Below are 14,281 nucleotides of genomic sequence, written 5' to 3'. Positions count from 1 at the left end.
CGTCCCGCCGGTCACAAATCCAGCACGTTTTGCCAGCGCTGCCACCGATTGCATCATACCCCACCCGTCCAGCTGAAAATCCGCCCTCAGGAGGCCCGGTACCCGTTGCCAATAGCTTAACAAAGGTGAAATTTTGTTGGCTGCTTTTTTCTTAACTCTGTGCAGGCGAGGCCCCACATCCGCCTTTGTTAGCGGCTGCAAACAAGCTAGCAAGATGCCATTGCTCCCGTCACGTCCTCAGGTATTCGATCAATCCCATGAAAATTCGCAAAGCCGTATTCCCCGTTGCCGGCCTCGGCACCCGCGTCCTGCCCGCTACCAAGGCGATGCCGAAGGAAATGCTGACCATCGTCGACAAGCCGCTGATCCAGTACGTCTATGACGAGGCGCGGGAAGCCGGCATCGAGCACTTCATCTTCGTCACCGGCCGCAACAAGAATGTCATCGAAGATCATTTCGACCGGATGTTCGAGCTCGACGCGACGCTGGCTGCGCGCGGCAAGAAGGCCGAGCAGGAGATTTTGGCGCAGAACCAGCCGGAAGCCGGCGCCGTCAGCTTCACCCGCCAGCAGGCGCCGCTCGGTCTCGGCCACGCGGTCTGGTGTGCGCGCGACATCGTCGGCAACGAGCCGTTCGCGGTCGTGCTGCCCGACGAGCTCGTGCTCAACTCGCCCGGCTGCCTGAAGCAGATGATCGAGACCGCCGCCAGGCTCGGCGAAAAGTCCAACGTCATTGCGGTCGAGGCGGTGCCCGACGATCTCACTCATCAATACGGCATCTGCGGCGTCGGCAAGCGCACCGGCAAGATGTTCGAGGTCGACGGCATGGTCGAGAAGCCGGCCAAGGGCACCGCGCCCTCCAACCTCTCGATCACCGGCCGCTACATCCTGCAGCCCGAGATCTTCAAGATCCTCGAGACCCAGGAGCGCGGCGCCGGCGGCGAGATCCAGCTCACCGACGCCATGATCGGGCTGGCCAAGTCGCAGAAATTCTACGGCGTCGAGTTCGAGGGCGAGCGCCACGATTGCGGCTCCAAGCCCGGCTTCCTCCGCGCCAACATCGCCTACGGCCTGAAGCGGCCGGAGCTGCGCGACGGGCTGATCGCGGAGATGAAGAAGTATCTGGGACAGTAGCGGGCCTCACGCCACCATCGACAGCTTCGGCAGGCTCGCGACCACCGACTGGTTGCGGCCGCCGGCTTTCGCTGCGTAGAGGGCCTTGTCGGCGGCGGCGACCAGGATCGGCCAGTCCATGCCGGTCGTGGGAACGAAGCTCGCAATGCCGCAGGACACCGTCGAACTCGTGTGGTCGTCGGACCAGCCCTGCACCTTCACGCGGATCGTCTCGGCGACCTTGAAGGCGTCGGTGGCGGAGGTGTTCGGCAGCAGCACGGCGAACTCCTCGCCGCCATAGCGCGCGGCGCAGTCGCCGGCGCGGCTCACCGAATCGGAAATGCAGATGGCGATGCCGACCAGCACTTGGTCGCCGGCCTGATGGCCGAACGTGTCGTTGTAGGCCTTGAAGTGATCGGCATCGATCATCAGCAGCGCGACCGGCGTCTTCTGGCGCATCGCGCGCCGCCATTCGGTGTCGATGACGGAATCGAACTTGCGGCGGTTCTTCAGGCCCGTGAGCGCATCCGTCGTCGCCATCTCCTCGAGCTTGCTTTCGGCTTCGGCGCGCCGGCCGATCTCGCGCGCGAGCACGATCGCCGTTCCCAGCACGAACAGCGCAAGCGCCAGGACCACGGCGCCGATGCGGAGCGCCTCCGTCCGCCAGAGCGCAAAGACGACGCTGAGCGGCTTTCCGGCCACCACGAACAGCGGATTGCTGCCGGCGCTGCGGACATAGAGGCGCGGCGTGCCGTCGATCGGCCCCTGCCCGGAGAACGCGCCGCCGATCTTCAGGTTGTCGGCCTTCCAGGCTGGCCGGGCGGCGAGGTTCGTGCCGATGACGTCGAGGTCGAACGGCCGCCGCATCATCACGGTGCGGTCGCGCCTGAGCACGGTGATGGTGTCCTCGGGGTCGAGGCTCAGCCGTTCGAACAATTCGTGGAAATAGCTGAAGCGGATCGAGCCGGCGACGACGCCCAGGAAGCCGCCGTCGGTGTCGCTGATGCGGCGGCTCAGCACGATCGAATAGGCGCCGCGAAACAGCATGGGACGGCTGATGAAGAGCCCGGCGTTGGGATTGTCGCGATGGATCTTGAAGTAGTCCTCCTCGCTGCGATTCGCCGGCAGCGGGTCGAGCGTGGAGGCGTCGATGGTCAGTCCGCCTCCGGCGTCGAACACCTGGATCGCACCGAAATGCCTCGCCGTGGTCGCATGGTCGAACAGGATCAAGTGGCGGATCGGCTTCGAGACCGTATTGATCTCCGGCAGCAACATGTTGCTGGCGACTGCCTTCAGGGATAAATCGTAGATCTCGATGTTACGGCTGATGTCGGACTCGATGGTCGTCGCCAGGTTCTCCAGCGTCTGGCGGGCGAGCGCTTCCTCGCCCCGGCGCATGTCCAGCATCACGTTGACGCAAATGGCGGAAAAGCCGATCACCGTCACCACGGACGAGATGATCAGCAGCTTCGCCGAAATCCGCCACGGCCGCCGGGCCGAGACGTCGCGCCATCCAGACAACATCGCTCGCTTGCTCCCGACATCACTGGATGCGCCCGAAAGCTTGCGTAGTGTTTAAGGCAGGACGACAGTGCCGCAATGAGTTAAGAGACGGTTTATGAGGCGCACGGTTTTGGGCAGCCTCATGTGAGCAGATCCACAACTCGGACGAGAAGACGATTGTGAACGACTACGACGCGTTGCGCGATTATCTGATGCGGCAGAAGCAGGCGGAATTCGTGCTGACCTACGAGCAGATCGAGGAGATCATCGGCGCGGCGCTGCCGCGCGCTGCGAATCGCGCCTCTTGGTGGGACACCTCGCGCAGCCCGGATATCAAGATGCCGCAGCGCGAAGCCTGTATCGCCGCAGGTTTTAAAGCCACCCGGATGCCGGACGGCCAGACGGTGCGGTTCACGAAGCAGAAGAGTGAGCGGCGGCGTCCAGTATCGTAGGATAGGCAAGCGACTTGTCCGCCGTAGCTCGAAGAGCGAAGGCGGAAGCGTGCCCACCACTTCTGTTGCAATGTTTGATCGATGGCGGGCACGGCGCAAGTGCGCCTTTGCCCACCCGACGATACCGGACTCGCGGCGAGATCAGCTCGCCGCTTCCAGCCGCACTTCCGTGAGCAGCCGCATCGCCGCATCCGCGTCCATCGGCTCGCCGAAGGCAAAGCCCTGCGCATATTCGCAGCCCATCTGGTAGAGCTCGACCGCGTCGGAATCGGTCTCGGCGCCTTCGGCGACCACGTCCATGCCGAGATCGTGCGCGAGCGCGATGATCGATTTCAGGATCACCGGGCGGGTGCCGCGGTTGGTGGTGCGCACGAACGACTGGTCGATCTTGATGGTGTCGAACGGGAAGCGCTGCAGATAGGCTAGCGAGGAATGGCCGGTGCCGAAATCGTCCAGCGAGAGTCCAGTGCCGAGCTCGCGGATGCGGGTCAGCATCTGCGCCGCGTGCTCCGGGTTTTCCATCACCAGCGATTCCGTCAATTCCAGCTTCAGCGTGCCGCGCGCCACCGAGGAGCGCGACAGCACGGTGCGGATGTCGTGGATGAGGTCGTGGCGCAGCAATTGCCGCGACGACACGTTGACCGATGCGAAGATCGGCTCGCGCGAGCGCATCGCGCGCTGCCAGATCGAGAGCTGCTTTGCGGTCTGGTCGAGCACGAACATGCCGAGGTCGACGATCAGCCCGGTCTCTTCCGCGATGCTGATGAATTCCGACGGCGCCATGCGCCCGAGTTTTGGGTGATCCCAGCGCACCAGCGCCTCGAAGCCCGCGACGGAACGGTCCTCCAGTCGCACGATCGGCTGGTACAGAATCGTCAGCTCCTGCCGCTCGATGGCGCGGCGCAGCTCGCTCTCCAGCGTCAGGCGGTCGGTTTTTCGCGCGCGCATCGCTGGTTTGTAGACGTCGATGCGGTCGCCGCCGATGCGCTTGGAATGATACATCGCAAGCTCGGCGTCCTTGATGATCTCGTCGGTCAGTTGAACTTGCGGATCGGACAGCGCGAGACCGATCGAGGCGGTCAGAAAAATCTCACGCTCGTTGAAGGCGATCGGCGCGCGGATGGTCTTGCGGATGGTCTCGGCGAAGGCGGTGATGCGGGCCGGGTCCTGCTCCGAGAGCAGAATCAGGCCGAACTGGTCGCCGGCAAGCCGGGCCAGGGTGTCCTGTGGCTTCAGGATGCGGGTGAGGCGGCGGGCCAGCGTCAGCAGGATGGAATCGCCGACCGCGATACCGACGGAATCGTTGACCTGCTTGAAGCGGTCGAGGTCGATCACCATCAGCGTCGGCCGCAGCGTCGGCACGGTCTTGGCGAAGTTTGCCACCGCACCCAGCCGGTCCATGAACAGCTTGCGATTAGGCAGGCCGGTGAGGTTGTCGTGCACGGAATCGTGCAGCAGGCGCTCTTCGGCGATGCGCAGCTCGGTGACGTCGGTGAGCGTGCCGACCACGCGCGAGACCTCGCCGTCGGAGCCGACCACCGGGCGCGCCTTCAGCGCGAACCACATGAAGTGACCGTCAGGTGTGCGCAGGCGGAAATCCTGCACCAGGCGGCCTCGGCGCTGGTCGAGCACGCTGTCGAGCGCGGCGCGGAAACGGTCCTGGTCGAGCGGATGCAGCACCTCGAGCCATGAAGCCGCCGGACCTTCCAGCGTGCCGCGCTTGAGGCCGAGCAGGGCTTCGGTCTCGGGGCTGGTGAAGACCTTGTCGGCGGACACGTCCCAGTCCCAGATCAGATCGCCCGAGCCGGCCAGCGCCAGGGCGCGGCGCTCGATGTCGGAGACGATTCCGTTGGTAGCGCCGCCGCCGGCGAAGGCGTGCTGCATCACCGTGAAGCCGATCAGCATCACGATCAGCACGAGGCCGCCGAGCAGCGCCGGGCCGACGATGTCGTTGGTGACGGAGCCCGCGACCGTCATGCCGGCCGCGACCACCCAGACCACCAGCAGGAACCAGGTCGGGATCAGCAGCACCGCGCGGTCGAAGCCGTGGGTGGAGAGATAGACGATCAGGGCAAAGCCGGCGAAGGCGATCAGCACCAGCGAAATGCGCGCGATGCCGGAGGCCACGGCGGGATCGAACAGGGCCAGCGCGACCAGGGAACCCAGGAAGGCGAGCCAACCCACCGTGATGTGCGAATAGCGCACGTGCCATCGGCTGAGATTGAGATAGGCGAACAGGAACACCAGCAGCGTCGCGGCCAGGATTGCCTCACCCGCCGCGCGCCAGATGCGCTCGGCGTTGTTCGACATGTCGAGCACCTTGCCCCAGAAGCCGAAATCGACGCCGATATAGACCAGCACCGCCCAGGCCAGCGCCGCGGCCGCCGGGAACATGATGCTGCCTTTGACCACGAACAGGATGGTCAGCACCAGCGCAAGCAGCCCGGAGATGCCGATCACGATGCCCTGGTAGAGCGTGAACGAGTTGACCTTGTCCTTGTAGGCTTCCGGCTCCCACAGATAGAGCTGCGGCAGCTTGTCGGTGCGCAGCTCCGCGACGAAGGTGATGACGGCGCCGGGGTCGAGCGTGATGCGGAAGACGTCGGCGGTCGGACTTTCCTGCCGCTCCGGCCGGTCGCCGGTCGAGGGCGTGATGGTGGCGATGCGCGACAGCCCGAGGTCGGGCCACAGCAGCCCCGAGGAGACGATGCGGTAATGCGGCGCGACGATCAGGCGGTCGAGCTGGTCGTCGGTGTTGTTGGCGAGCGCGAATACCACCCAGTTCTGGCCGCCTTCGCGGGCGCGCACCTCGATGCGGCGGACGATGCCGTCGGTGCCCGGCGCGGTCGAGACCTGGATACGGTCGGCGTCGCTGCGCTGGTGCTCGAGCACGCCGGTGAGGTCGATCGCGGGCGCGTCACCGCGGACGCTGACGGCGTCGAGCGCGCGCGCCGGGGACGCGGCGACGAGAATCATGAGGCCCAGCGCTATGGGCGCGAGGCACCTGATCAGACGCAAGGTCGGTTCTCCGCGTTCGACGCAAACTCTTCGGTGCAGGATCGTCAGTGCAAGGCGTTTTCCGAACGGAACAAGATGGTTCGGCGCGTCGCGATAGATGCCACGAAAGCGAGGAAAATCAAAGGGTTTCCGCCTTGCCCTATGGGCCGCTGGCCTAGACCTCCAACACAATTTTGCCAATATGTGCCGAGGTCTCCATGCGCCGGTGCGCATCGGACGCCTTTTCCAGCGGGAAAGTGCTGTCCATCAGCGGTTTGACCCGGCCTTCGCGCAACAGCGGCATCACTTTCGCCTCGATTGCGGCCACCATCGCCGCCTTATCCGCATTCGTACGGGGGCGCAGCGTGGACCCGGTATGGGTCAACCGCTTCACCATCACCTTGGCGATGTTGACGCTGACCTTGGGGCCGTTGAGGGTCGCGATCTGCACGATGCGGCCGTCGACCGCGGCGGCGTCATAGTTGCGGTCGACATAGTCGCCGGCGACCATGTCGAGGATCAGGTTGACGCCGGCATTGTTCGTCTCCGCCTTGACCACGGCGACGAAGTCTTCGCTCTTGTAGTTGATGGCGCGGTCCGCACCGAGCTTGAGGCAGGCATCGATCTTGTCCTGCGATCCGACGGTGACGAACACCTTGGCGCCGAACGCCTTCGCAAGCTGGATCGCCATGGTGCCGATGCCGGAGGAGCCGCCATGGATCAGCAGCGTCTCGCCGGCCTTGAGGCCGCCACGCTCGAACACATTGTGCCAGACCGTCATCAGGGTTTCCGGCAGCGCGCCGGCTTCGTTGATCGACAGCGCCGGCGGCACGCTCATGGCCTGGGTGTCCTGGGCGATGCAGTACTGCGCATAGCCGCCGCCGGCGACGAGCGACATCACCTTGTCGCCGATCTTGTGCCGCTTGGCATTGCTGCCGACGGCGACCACTTCACCAGCGATTTCGAGGCCGGGCAGGTCGCTGGCGCCGGGCGGCGGCGGATAGGCGCCGGAGCGCTGCGCCACGTCGGGCCGGTTGACGCCCGCGGCCTGCACCTTGACCAGGATCTCGTCCGGGCCGGGAACCGGAACGGCGCGGGTTTCCGGCACCAGCACCTCCGGTCCGCCAGGCTTGGAGATGGCGACCACGGTCATTTGCGCGGGCAGCTTGTCCATGATGTTGTCCTTGAGCGAAGGTGCGGGAGGAGCGAGGCCATTGCTTAGCCAGCGCGGCCCAGGCTGGCAACCGCCTCGGCAATGTGCCCGCGCGAAGGCAGGAGGAATGAGGATGGTGACGGAAGACGACGACCGCCCGCGCAGGAAGATCAGCCACGAGATCGGACAGGATCTCTCGCTGTTGTCGGTGGAGGAACTGACCGAGCGCGTCGCTCTGCTCAACACCGAGATCGCGAGGCTGGAGGAAGCCGCCGCCAAGAAGCGCGCCTCGCGCGATGCGGCGGATAGTTTTTTCAAGAAGTAGGAGTCTCACGACTCTCGTGTCCCGGACGCGGTGCAGCGCGTAGCGCTGCTTCGCAGAGCCGGGACCCAATGCCTCTCCAAACTCCTCGACCAAAGCACTGGGCCCCGGCTCTGCAGCGCACCGCCATAGCGTGTCGAAGACGCGCGTGAACGCGCTTTTGGCGCTGCGCTGCGTCCGGGGCACGAGAGCGCACTCGGCCACTGACCGACATGGCTAACGAACCCTCAAAAATTTAGCTCGTTTACTCCACATTAAGCTTTTCGCTTTATGACTGGAACTGTCCTCGTTTGGACACCGAGTGGCTCCTGTCCACTCTGTTTGACGCCTCCCTGTTATCAACTTTCAAAGCCGCCGGTTTTCCGGCGGCTCTTTTTTGCGTCGAGCCGGGGTGTTTTGCCGTCTCGCCCCAGTTGAATTCCGCGGAAGGACCCGCGGAAACCATATCCGTGCTTGTCGCTGGACTCCGCGTGCCGCCCGCGCAATGATTTGTTCATCATAAGCCGGCGCAAAGCCGGGTGGGTAAACAGTTGCGTAAGGGGCGTTAACCATGGAACGTTTGCAAGCCGACGGCGCTCTCGTTCAACTCAGCGAGCGGTTCACCAATTCTGCGGCGTTCGGCGTCCTGTTCCGTGAGGGCATGGATCTCGTCGAAGAGACCGCCGCCTATCTCGACGGCGCCGGCCGCGCTGAAGCCAAGGCGCTCGACCGCGCGGTCAGCCTGACCTACGCGACCGAGAGCATGCGCCTCACCACCCGCCTGATGCAGCTTGCCTCGTGGCTGTTGCTGCATCGCGCGGTGAAGGAAGGCGAGATGACGCTGGGCCAGGCCAACCGCGAAAAGACCAAGGTGAAGCTCTCCGCTGCCGATCCCGGCCCCGCCGACACCATCGAGAAGCTGCCGACACAATTGCAGGACCTGATCCATCGCTCGATGAGCCTTCAGACCCGCGTGCGCCGTCTCGACACCACCATCCACACCCCGCCCGCCGATGTGCCCGCGATCGGCAATCCGCTGGTGCCGCATCTCAACGCGCTGAAGGCGGCGTTCGAGCGGTAGGCAACCGTCATTCCGGGGCGCGCGAAGCGCGAACCCGGAATCTCGATATTCCGGGTTCGGCTCTCCGAGCCGCCCCGGAATGACAGCGATAGAAAACAAAAACGCCCCCGGCTCTCCGGGGGCGTTTTTCGTGTCCAGCCTTGAGGGCCGGATCAATCCTTTTTGAGAAAGCCCGAAAACTTCTTCTGGAAGCGCGAGACGCGGCCGCCGCGATCCATCAGCTGGGCGTTGCCGCCGGTCCAGGCCGGATGCGATTTCGGGTCGATGTCGAGGTTCAGCGTGTCGCCTTCCTTGCCCCAGGTGGAGCGGGTCAGGTACTCGGTCCCGTCGGTCATCACGACCTTAATCGTATGATAATCCGGATGAATTTCGGCTTTCATGGCAATTCCTAGGGCGACCGGCGCCGCTCGCTTGAGTGATAATCGATGACGGATTTGGGCGCTCTATACCCCACGAGCCCCCCTAAAACAAGCCATTGTGGGGACAGGAGAACCGGAGCGTCCCCTAAGGGACATCCCGGATTTGCCACTCCCTCGGCACCGGCCTATGTGGAGCTGACGTGTCTCCTTGGGTCCGATCACATGAGCGCAGTGGAACGGCTTGACCACGAGTATCGCGACCAGCGCGACCCTGCGCCGGCGGACGCCGCGTCGATCGAGGCCGAGCTGATCGAGCAGCCCGCCAAGGGGCGCGCCAAGCTGCGGCCGCTGCTGGCGCTCGCGCCCTATGTGGCCCGCTATCGCGGCCGTGCGGCGCTGGCCTTCATTGCGCTGACGATTGCCGCGCTGACGACGCTGCTGGTTCCGGTCGCGGTGCGCAGGATGATCGATTTCGGCCTGACGCCCGAGGGCATCGCGCTGATCAACAGCTATTTCTCGGTGATGATCGCGGTGGTCGCCGTGCTCGCGCTCGCCAGTGCCGCGCGCTACTACCTCGTGATGACGATCGGCGAGCGCATCGTCGCCGACCTCAGGCGCGATGTGTTCGCGCACTTGCTGTCGCTGTCGCCTTCCTTCTTCGATTCCGCGCGCAGCGGCGAGCTGGTGTCGCGCCTCACCGCCGACACCACCCAGATCAAATCCTCAGTCGGCGCCTCCGTGTCGATCGCGCTGCGCAATCTGATGATGTTCTTCGGCGCGGCAGCCATGATGGTGATCACCAGCCCGCGTCTGTCCGGCTTCGTGCTGCTCGCCATTCCCCTGATCGTGCTGCCGCTGGTCGCGTTCGGGCGCTGGGTGCGGCGGCTGTCGCGCAACGCGCAGGACACGCTCGCCGAGGCCTCGGCCTATGCGGGCGAGCTGGTCGGCGCGATCCGCACCGTACAGGCCTATACCAGCGAGGGGCTCGCCCAGAAGCGTTTTGGCGGCGAGGTCGAGCAGGCCTATGAAGCCGCGCGCACGTCCACGCAGGCGCGTGCGGTGCTCACTGCCATCATCATCTTCATCGTGTTCGCAAGCGTGGTCGCGATCCTCTGGATCGGCTCGCATGACGTTCTGACCGGGACCATCACGCCGGGCCGGCTCGGCCAGTTCGTGCTCTACGCGGCGTTCGCCGCGGCGGGCCTCGGCCAGCTCAGCGAGGTCTGGGGCGAGGTCTCGGCGGCCTCAGGTGCGGCCGAGCGCCTGTTCGAGATCCTGCACGTGCAGCCCGAGATCACCGCGCCCGCATCGCCGCGCACGCTGCCGGTGCCGGCACGCGGCGAGGTCGGCTTCGATCAGGTCAGCTTCGCCTATCCCGCGCGTCCCGACGTCAAGGTGCTCGATGCCGTGTCGTTCACGGTGCGCCCGGGCGAGAAGGTCGCGATCGTCGGCCCGTCCGGCGCCGGCAAGAGCACCATCTTTCATCTCTTGCTCCGCTTCTACGATCCGCGCAGCGGTGCGATCTCGCTTGACGGCGTCCCGGTCAAATCCGCCGACCCGCGCGACTTCCGCTGCCGCATTGCCCTGGTGCCGCAGGAATCGAACGTGTTCGCCGCCAGCGCCCGCGACAACATCCGCTTCGGCCGTCCTGATGCCAGCGACGCCGAGGTCGAGCGCGCCGCCGAGCTCGCGCATGCCGCCGAGTTCATCCGCCGCCTGCCCGAAGGTTTCGAGACCCCGCTCGGCGAGCGCGGCGTGACGCTGTCAGGCGGCCAGCGCCAGCGCATCGCGATCGCCCGCGCCATCCTGCGCGATGCGCCGCTGCTGCTGCTCGATGAAGCCACCTCCGCGCTCGACGCCGAAAGCGAGACGCTGGTGCAGACCGCGCTGGAAGAGCTGATGCGCCACCGCACCACGCTGGTGATCGCGCACCGCCTCGCGACCGTCTTGTCCTGCGACCGCATCCTGGTGATGGACCAGGGCAGGATCGTCGAGCAGGGCACGCATGCCGAGCTCGTCGCCGCGAACGGGCTCTATGCGCGGCTGGCGAGGTTGCAGTTCGAGGGGGCGTGAGGCGCTGCACTGGTGTGTCGCCTGTGCGCTCGCGGCACTCTCGCGTCGCACCATCGCTACCGCAGCGCAGCACGCCAGTGCTGCATTGATCTAACGTTGCATTTACCGGGGGGCGCTTACAATCGAGACTGAAGGCTGGAGGTCTCGCGAATGCCCATTGATCGGAATGATGCCCGCGCGTTAGTCGAAGCCGGATACATGCCGCTTTCTGAATATATCAAACTTTTTGGCGAAACGGACACCGCTCCGGATTTAGTCCCTGCCATCGTAGAAAAACGGCAGCCCAGAAAGAAAAGTCATATTGTCAGCAGCATTCGAAAGAAGCCCGCCCCTTCGCCGTAGCATCCCTGACGTGATGCTTTCTTTGCCGTCGATGAAGCTCCGCTATCCCCGCCTCACTTACATTTCGGCGATCCCATCGGCACGTTCGGCCACGGCCAGTTCTTCCAGCTTCCGCCCTCACCAATGCAGGGCGACTCGCCATCGGCCGGAGTCGGGCTGCCCGTCGGAGAGCGGGTGTTCGTCGGCGCAGGCGAATTCGTCGTTTCGCTTGCTGTCCTTGGTGGCGCGAGGCGCTGGTCGACATAGGTCGTCGATACATAGCCGGCGATGACGACGCCCAGCAGAACCGAAGACCCCTTGGCCAGGTCGCTCAGCTTCATGGATCGTCTCCATCCGTCTGTCATCGCTGCTGCCTGCCACAACGAATAACCGACGTCTGGGGATCCAGACGTGACGGGCATCACGCCCGCCACGCCATCTTCAGCACCGGCCGGCCCGAGGTCGGGTTCACATCGTCGCCGGCCTGCGCAAAGCCGTTGCGCTCGTAGAAGCGGATCGCGCGAATGTTGTCCTTGTTGACGAGCAGCGTGATGCCCGATGGTGACAGGCGTTTTGCTTCGTCGACCAGCAACCGCGCAGCGTCGGAACCCCAGTGATCCGGGTCGACCACGAGCTGGTCGAGATAGCCGTCGCCGTCGATGGTCACGAAACCGGTGAGCGCACCATCCGCTTCCGCGACGACAATGGACGCCTTCGGCACCAGATCCTTGCCCCATCGCTCGCGCCACCAGTCAAGCCGCGCGGCGAAATCGATCTGCGGATAGGCCTGCTGCCAGGTGCGATGCCAGAGGTCGATGGTGGCGGCTTCGTCCTCGGGGCGGTAGGGGCGGAGGTGGAGGGCGGCGCTCACTACCGCTCCGTCAGCTTCAGCTCGATGCGGCGGTTGCGCTTGTAGGCCTCTTCCGTGTTGGCGGCGTCGAGCGGCTGGAATTCGCCGAAGCCGGCCGCGACGAGGCGCTGGGCGGGGACGCCGAGCGAGACCAGATACTGCACCACCGAGATCGAGCGGGCCGCGGACAGGTCCCAGTTCGATTTGAAGTTCGCGCCGCTCACTGGCCGCACATCGGTATGGCCGTCGACGCGCAACACCCAGGGGATCTCGTTCGGAATCTTCTTGTCGAGCTCGATCAGCGCGGTCGCCAATGTGTCGAGCTCGGCGCGGCCCTCGGGCAGCAGCGCCGCCTGTCCGGTGTCGAAGAATACTTCGGACTGGAACACGAAGCGGTCGCCGACGATGCGGATATCAGGGCGGTTGCCGAGGATGGCGCGCAGGCGGCCGAAGAATTCCGAGCGGTAGCGCGACAATTCCTGCACGCGCTGCGCCAGCGCCACGTTCAGACGTGAGCCGAGATCGGCGATGCGGTTCTGCGATTCCTTGTCGCGCTTCTCGGATGCATCGAGCGCTTCTTCGAGCGCGGCCAATTGCCGGCGCAGCGCACTGATCTGCTGGTTCAGCACCTCGATCTGCGCCAGCGCCCGCGCCGAGACCGCCTTCTCCGAATCCAGCGCCTTGCCGAGCTCGCTTGTCTTGCCCTGCGCGTCGTTGCCGGCGGCAGCGAGGCCCTCATAGAGGCCCTTGATGCGGTCTCGCTCGCTTTCGGCCGAGGCGAGGCCGGCTTTCAGTGACGAGACCTGGTCGTCGAGCGTGAGCTTGCCGAGCTTCTCCAGCGACAAGAGCTCGTTGAGCTGCGCGATCTTGGCATTGAGCTGCTCCAGCGCCTTGTCCTTGCCGGTCACCTCCTGCGACAGGAAGAACTGCACGACCAGGAACACCGACAGCAGGAACACGATCGACAGCACCAGCGTCGACAGCGCGTCGACGAAGCCGGGCCAGTAGTTGAAGGAGGTATCGCCGCGGCGGCCGCGCGCCAGTGCCATGACCCTAACCCTTCTCGGGCTGGCGCGCGATGCGCTCGAGCAGGCGCCGGATATCGCGATTCTGCTCGCCCTGGCCATCGGCCCATTCGCGGATCATCTGCTGCTCGGTGCGCATGTGCGAGACCAGCGCCTGGATCGCTTCGGCAAGGCTCGCCATCGCCGCGGTGGTGCCGCGGCTGGCGCTGCCTTCCTCGAGCACGGAGCGTAAGCGCTCGACCGCGGCCTGCAGCTCGCCGCTGGCCACACCGCCGCCACCGGCTGCGACCGCAACCTCGCCGCGGCCATATTCGCGCACGGTGGTGGCGAGCCAGTCTTCGAGATCGGTGTAGAAACGGTTCTGGGCCTGGCTCGATTGCAGATCGAGGAAGCCGAGGATCAGCGAGCCGGCGAGGCCGAACAGCGAGCTCGAGAACGAGATGCCCATGCCGCCGAGCGGGGCGGCGAGGCCCTCCTTCAGCGTGTCGAACAGGGCTCCGGAATCGCCGCCGACCTTGAGCCCGTCGATCACCTTGCCGACCGAGCCGACCGTCTCGATCAGACCCCAGAAGGTGCCGAGCAGGCCGAGGAAGACCAGCAGCCCGGTCATGTAGCGCGAGATGTCGCGGGCCTCGTCGAGGCGGGTCGCGATCGAATCGAGCAGATGCCGCATGGTGGTCTGGGTGATCGACATCCGCCCGGTGCGCTCACCGCCCAGGATCATCGCCATCGGTGCCAGCAGTTTGGGGTGGCGGGCGGGGGCAAGGCCGGGATCGGCGATGCGGAAATTGTTGACCCAGGAGACTTCAGGGTAGAGCCGGATCACCTGGCGGAAGGCCAGGATGATGCCGATGAACAGCACGCCGCCGATCAGGGCATTGAGCCCGGGATTGGCGAAGAAGGCCTGAATGATCTGCTTGTAGAGCACCACGCCCACCAGCGTGCAGAGCACCAGGAAGACCAGCATCCGCACCAGGAAAACGCTGGGCGAGGAGAGCTTGGTATACTCGATTTCCATGGGGGAGCGGGGCGAGGCGCCTGACGGCATGGCCGG

At 65.2% G+C, this 14,281-nt stretch carries 14 protein-coding genes; 6 read left to right on the top strand and 8 right to left on the bottom strand.

All coding sequences use genetic code 11. The annotated features are described in order from the left end of the window. Positions 1 to 257: 257 nt before the first annotated feature. Positions 258 to 1,133, top strand: a complete 876-nt coding sequence (galU, locus tag QSV46_RS06850) for a UTP--glucose-1-phosphate uridylyltransferase GalU (RefSeq protein WP_314948332.1) — start codon at positions 258 to 260, stop codon at positions 1,131 to 1,133. A 6-nt stretch (positions 1,134 to 1,139) separates the two neighbouring features. On the opposite strand, the gene QSV46_RS06845 is transcribed toward galU, so the two are convergent. Continuing rightward, positions 1,140 to 2,636 carry a sensor domain-containing diguanylate cyclase gene (locus tag QSV46_RS06845; protein WP_314948329.1) on the bottom strand — a complete coding sequence of 499 codons (1,497 nt, stop codon included), beginning with the start codon at positions 2,634 to 2,636 and terminating at the stop codon, positions 1,140 to 1,142. A 158-nt stretch (positions 2,637 to 2,794) separates the two neighbouring features. Between QSV46_RS06845 and QSV46_RS06840 the strand changes: the two genes are divergently transcribed. Next, complete coding sequence (locus tag QSV46_RS06840; protein ID WP_314948326.1) at positions 2,795 to 3,067, top strand: hypothetical protein; 273 nt, start codon at positions 2,795 to 2,797, stop codon at positions 3,065 to 3,067. A gap of 141 nt (positions 3,068 to 3,208) precedes the next feature. On the opposite strand, the gene QSV46_RS06835 is transcribed toward QSV46_RS06840, so the two are convergent. Together QSV46_RS06835 and QSV46_RS06830 are read right to left on the bottom strand one after the other, a co-directional pair. Continuing rightward, the gene (locus QSV46_RS06835) at positions 3,209 to 6,085 is read right to left on the bottom strand and encodes an EAL domain-containing protein (RefSeq protein ID WP_314948325.1); all 2,877 of its coding nucleotides are present in this window, start codon (positions 6,083 to 6,085) and stop codon (positions 3,209 to 3,211) included. Positions 6,086 to 6,239: 154 nt separating this feature from the next. Then, the gene (locus tag QSV46_RS06830) at positions 6,240 to 7,238 is read right to left on the bottom strand and encodes an NAD(P)H-quinone oxidoreductase (protein ID WP_314948323.1); all 999 of its coding nucleotides are present in this window, start codon (positions 7,236 to 7,238) and stop codon (positions 6,240 to 6,242) included. Positions 7,239 to 7,350: 112 nt separating this feature from the next. On the opposite strand from QSV46_RS06830, the gene QSV46_RS06825 reads away from it, so the two are divergent. Together QSV46_RS06825 and QSV46_RS06820 are read left to right on the top strand one after the other, a co-directional pair. Next, positions 7,351 to 7,542 carry a DUF1192 domain-containing protein gene (locus QSV46_RS06825; RefSeq protein ID WP_314948320.1) on the top strand — a complete coding sequence of 64 codons (192 nt, stop codon included), beginning with the start codon at positions 7,351 to 7,353 and terminating at the stop codon, positions 7,540 to 7,542. A gap of 547 nt (positions 7,543 to 8,089) precedes the next feature. Further along, the gene (locus QSV46_RS06820) at positions 8,090 to 8,599 is read left to right on the top strand and encodes a DUF1465 family protein (RefSeq protein ID WP_314948319.1); all 510 of its coding nucleotides are present in this window, start codon (positions 8,090 to 8,092) and stop codon (positions 8,597 to 8,599) included. A gap of 152 nt (positions 8,600 to 8,751) precedes the next feature. Here the strand turns inward: QSV46_RS06820 and rpmE are convergent, their stop codons facing one another. Further along, the gene (rpmE, locus tag QSV46_RS06815; RefSeq protein ID WP_027530154.1) at positions 8,752 to 8,979 is read right to left on the bottom strand and encodes a 50S ribosomal protein L31; all 228 of its coding nucleotides are present in this window, start codon (positions 8,977 to 8,979) and stop codon (positions 8,752 to 8,754) included. Between the two features lie 201 nt (positions 8,980 to 9,180). Between rpmE and QSV46_RS06810 the strand changes: the two genes are divergently transcribed. Both QSV46_RS06810 and QSV46_RS06805 read left to right on the top strand, forming a co-directional pair. Then, the gene (locus QSV46_RS06810; RefSeq protein WP_314948312.1) at positions 9,181 to 11,031 is read left to right on the top strand and encodes an ABC transporter ATP-binding protein/permease; all 1,851 of its coding nucleotides are present in this window, start codon (positions 9,181 to 9,183) and stop codon (positions 11,029 to 11,031) included. A 150-nt stretch (positions 11,032 to 11,181) separates the two neighbouring features. Continuing rightward, positions 11,182 to 11,373 carry a hypothetical protein gene (locus QSV46_RS06805; protein ID WP_314948310.1) on the top strand — a complete coding sequence of 64 codons (192 nt, stop codon included), beginning with the start codon at positions 11,182 to 11,184 and terminating at the stop codon, positions 11,371 to 11,373. Positions 11,374 to 11,426: 53 nt separating this feature from the next. Here the strand turns inward: QSV46_RS06805 and QSV46_RS06800 are convergent, their stop codons facing one another. The 4 genes from QSV46_RS06800 to QSV46_RS06785 form a co-directional block, all read right to left on the bottom strand. Next, positions 11,427 to 11,693, bottom strand: coding sequence for a hypothetical protein (locus QSV46_RS06800; RefSeq protein ID WP_314948308.1), 267 nt, complete (start codon positions 11,691 to 11,693; stop codon positions 11,427 to 11,429). Between the two features lie 80 nt (positions 11,694 to 11,773). Continuing rightward, entirely contained in the window at positions 11,774 to 12,223 is a 450-nt protein-coding gene (locus QSV46_RS06795) for a GNAT family N-acetyltransferase (protein WP_314948305.1), read from the bottom strand. Further along, positions 12,223 to 13,251 (bottom strand): peptidoglycan -binding protein, encoded by a 1,029-nt coding sequence (locus tag QSV46_RS06790; RefSeq protein ID WP_314948301.1) that lies wholly within the window; start codon positions 13,249 to 13,251, stop codon positions 12,223 to 12,225. The genes QSV46_RS06795 and QSV46_RS06790 overlap by 1 nt, the downstream gene beginning before the upstream one ends. A 4-nt stretch (positions 13,252 to 13,255) precedes the next feature. Continuing rightward, on the bottom strand, positions 13,256 to 14,275 hold the full coding sequence (locus QSV46_RS06785) for a flagellar motor protein MotA (protein ID WP_314948298.1): 1,020 nt from the start codon (positions 14,273 to 14,275) through the stop codon (positions 13,256 to 13,258). Positions 14,276 to 14,281: the final 6 nt, after the last annotated feature.

It is taken from the genome of Bradyrhizobium cosmicum (assembly GCF_032290525.1).
Classification (GTDB): Bacteria; Pseudomonadota; Alphaproteobacteria; order Rhizobiales; family Xanthobacteraceae; genus Bradyrhizobium; species Bradyrhizobium cosmicum_A.
Note: the sequence above shows the minus strand (reverse complement) of the source record. Positions and strands in the feature narration are given on the sequence as shown.

Excerpts from the sequence above, each read along its gene's own strand:
- rpmE (WP_027530154.1), bottom strand. The coding sequence starts at position 8,979 with ATGAAAGCCGAAATTCATCCGGATTATCATACGATTAAGGTCGTGATG.
- QSV46_RS06785 (WP_314948298.1), bottom strand. The coding sequence starts at position 14,275 with ATGCCGTCAGGCGCCTCGCCCCGCTCCCCCATGGAAATCGAGTATACC.
- QSV46_RS06820 (WP_314948319.1), top strand. The coding sequence starts at position 8,090 with ATGGAACGTTTGCAAGCCGACGGCGCTCTCGTTCAACTCAGCGAGCGG.
- QSV46_RS06845 (WP_314948329.1), bottom strand. The coding sequence starts at position 2,636 with ATGTTGTCTGGATGGCGCGACGTCTCGGCCCGGCGGCCGTGGCGGATT.
- QSV46_RS06830 (WP_314948323.1), bottom strand. The coding sequence starts at position 7,238 with ATGGACAAGCTGCCCGCGCAAATGACCGTGGTCGCCATCTCCAAGCCT.
- QSV46_RS06810 (WP_314948312.1), top strand. The coding sequence starts at position 9,181 with ATGAGCGCAGTGGAACGGCTTGACCACGAGTATCGCGACCAGCGCGAC.
- QSV46_RS06825 (WP_314948320.1), top strand. The coding sequence starts at position 7,351 with ATGGTGACGGAAGACGACGACCGCCCGCGCAGGAAGATCAGCCACGAG.
- galU (WP_314948332.1), top strand. The coding sequence starts at position 258 with ATGAAAATTCGCAAAGCCGTATTCCCCGTTGCCGGCCTCGGCACCCGC.
- QSV46_RS06800 (WP_314948308.1), bottom strand. The coding sequence starts at position 11,693 with ATGAAGCTGAGCGACCTGGCCAAGGGGTCTTCGGTTCTGCTGGGCGTC.
- QSV46_RS06805 (WP_314948310.1), top strand. The coding sequence starts at position 11,182 with ATGCCCATTGATCGGAATGATGCCCGCGCGTTAGTCGAAGCCGGATAC.
- QSV46_RS06790 (WP_314948301.1), bottom strand. The coding sequence starts at position 13,251 with ATGGCACTGGCGCGCGGCCGCCGCGGCGATACCTCCTTCAACTACTGG.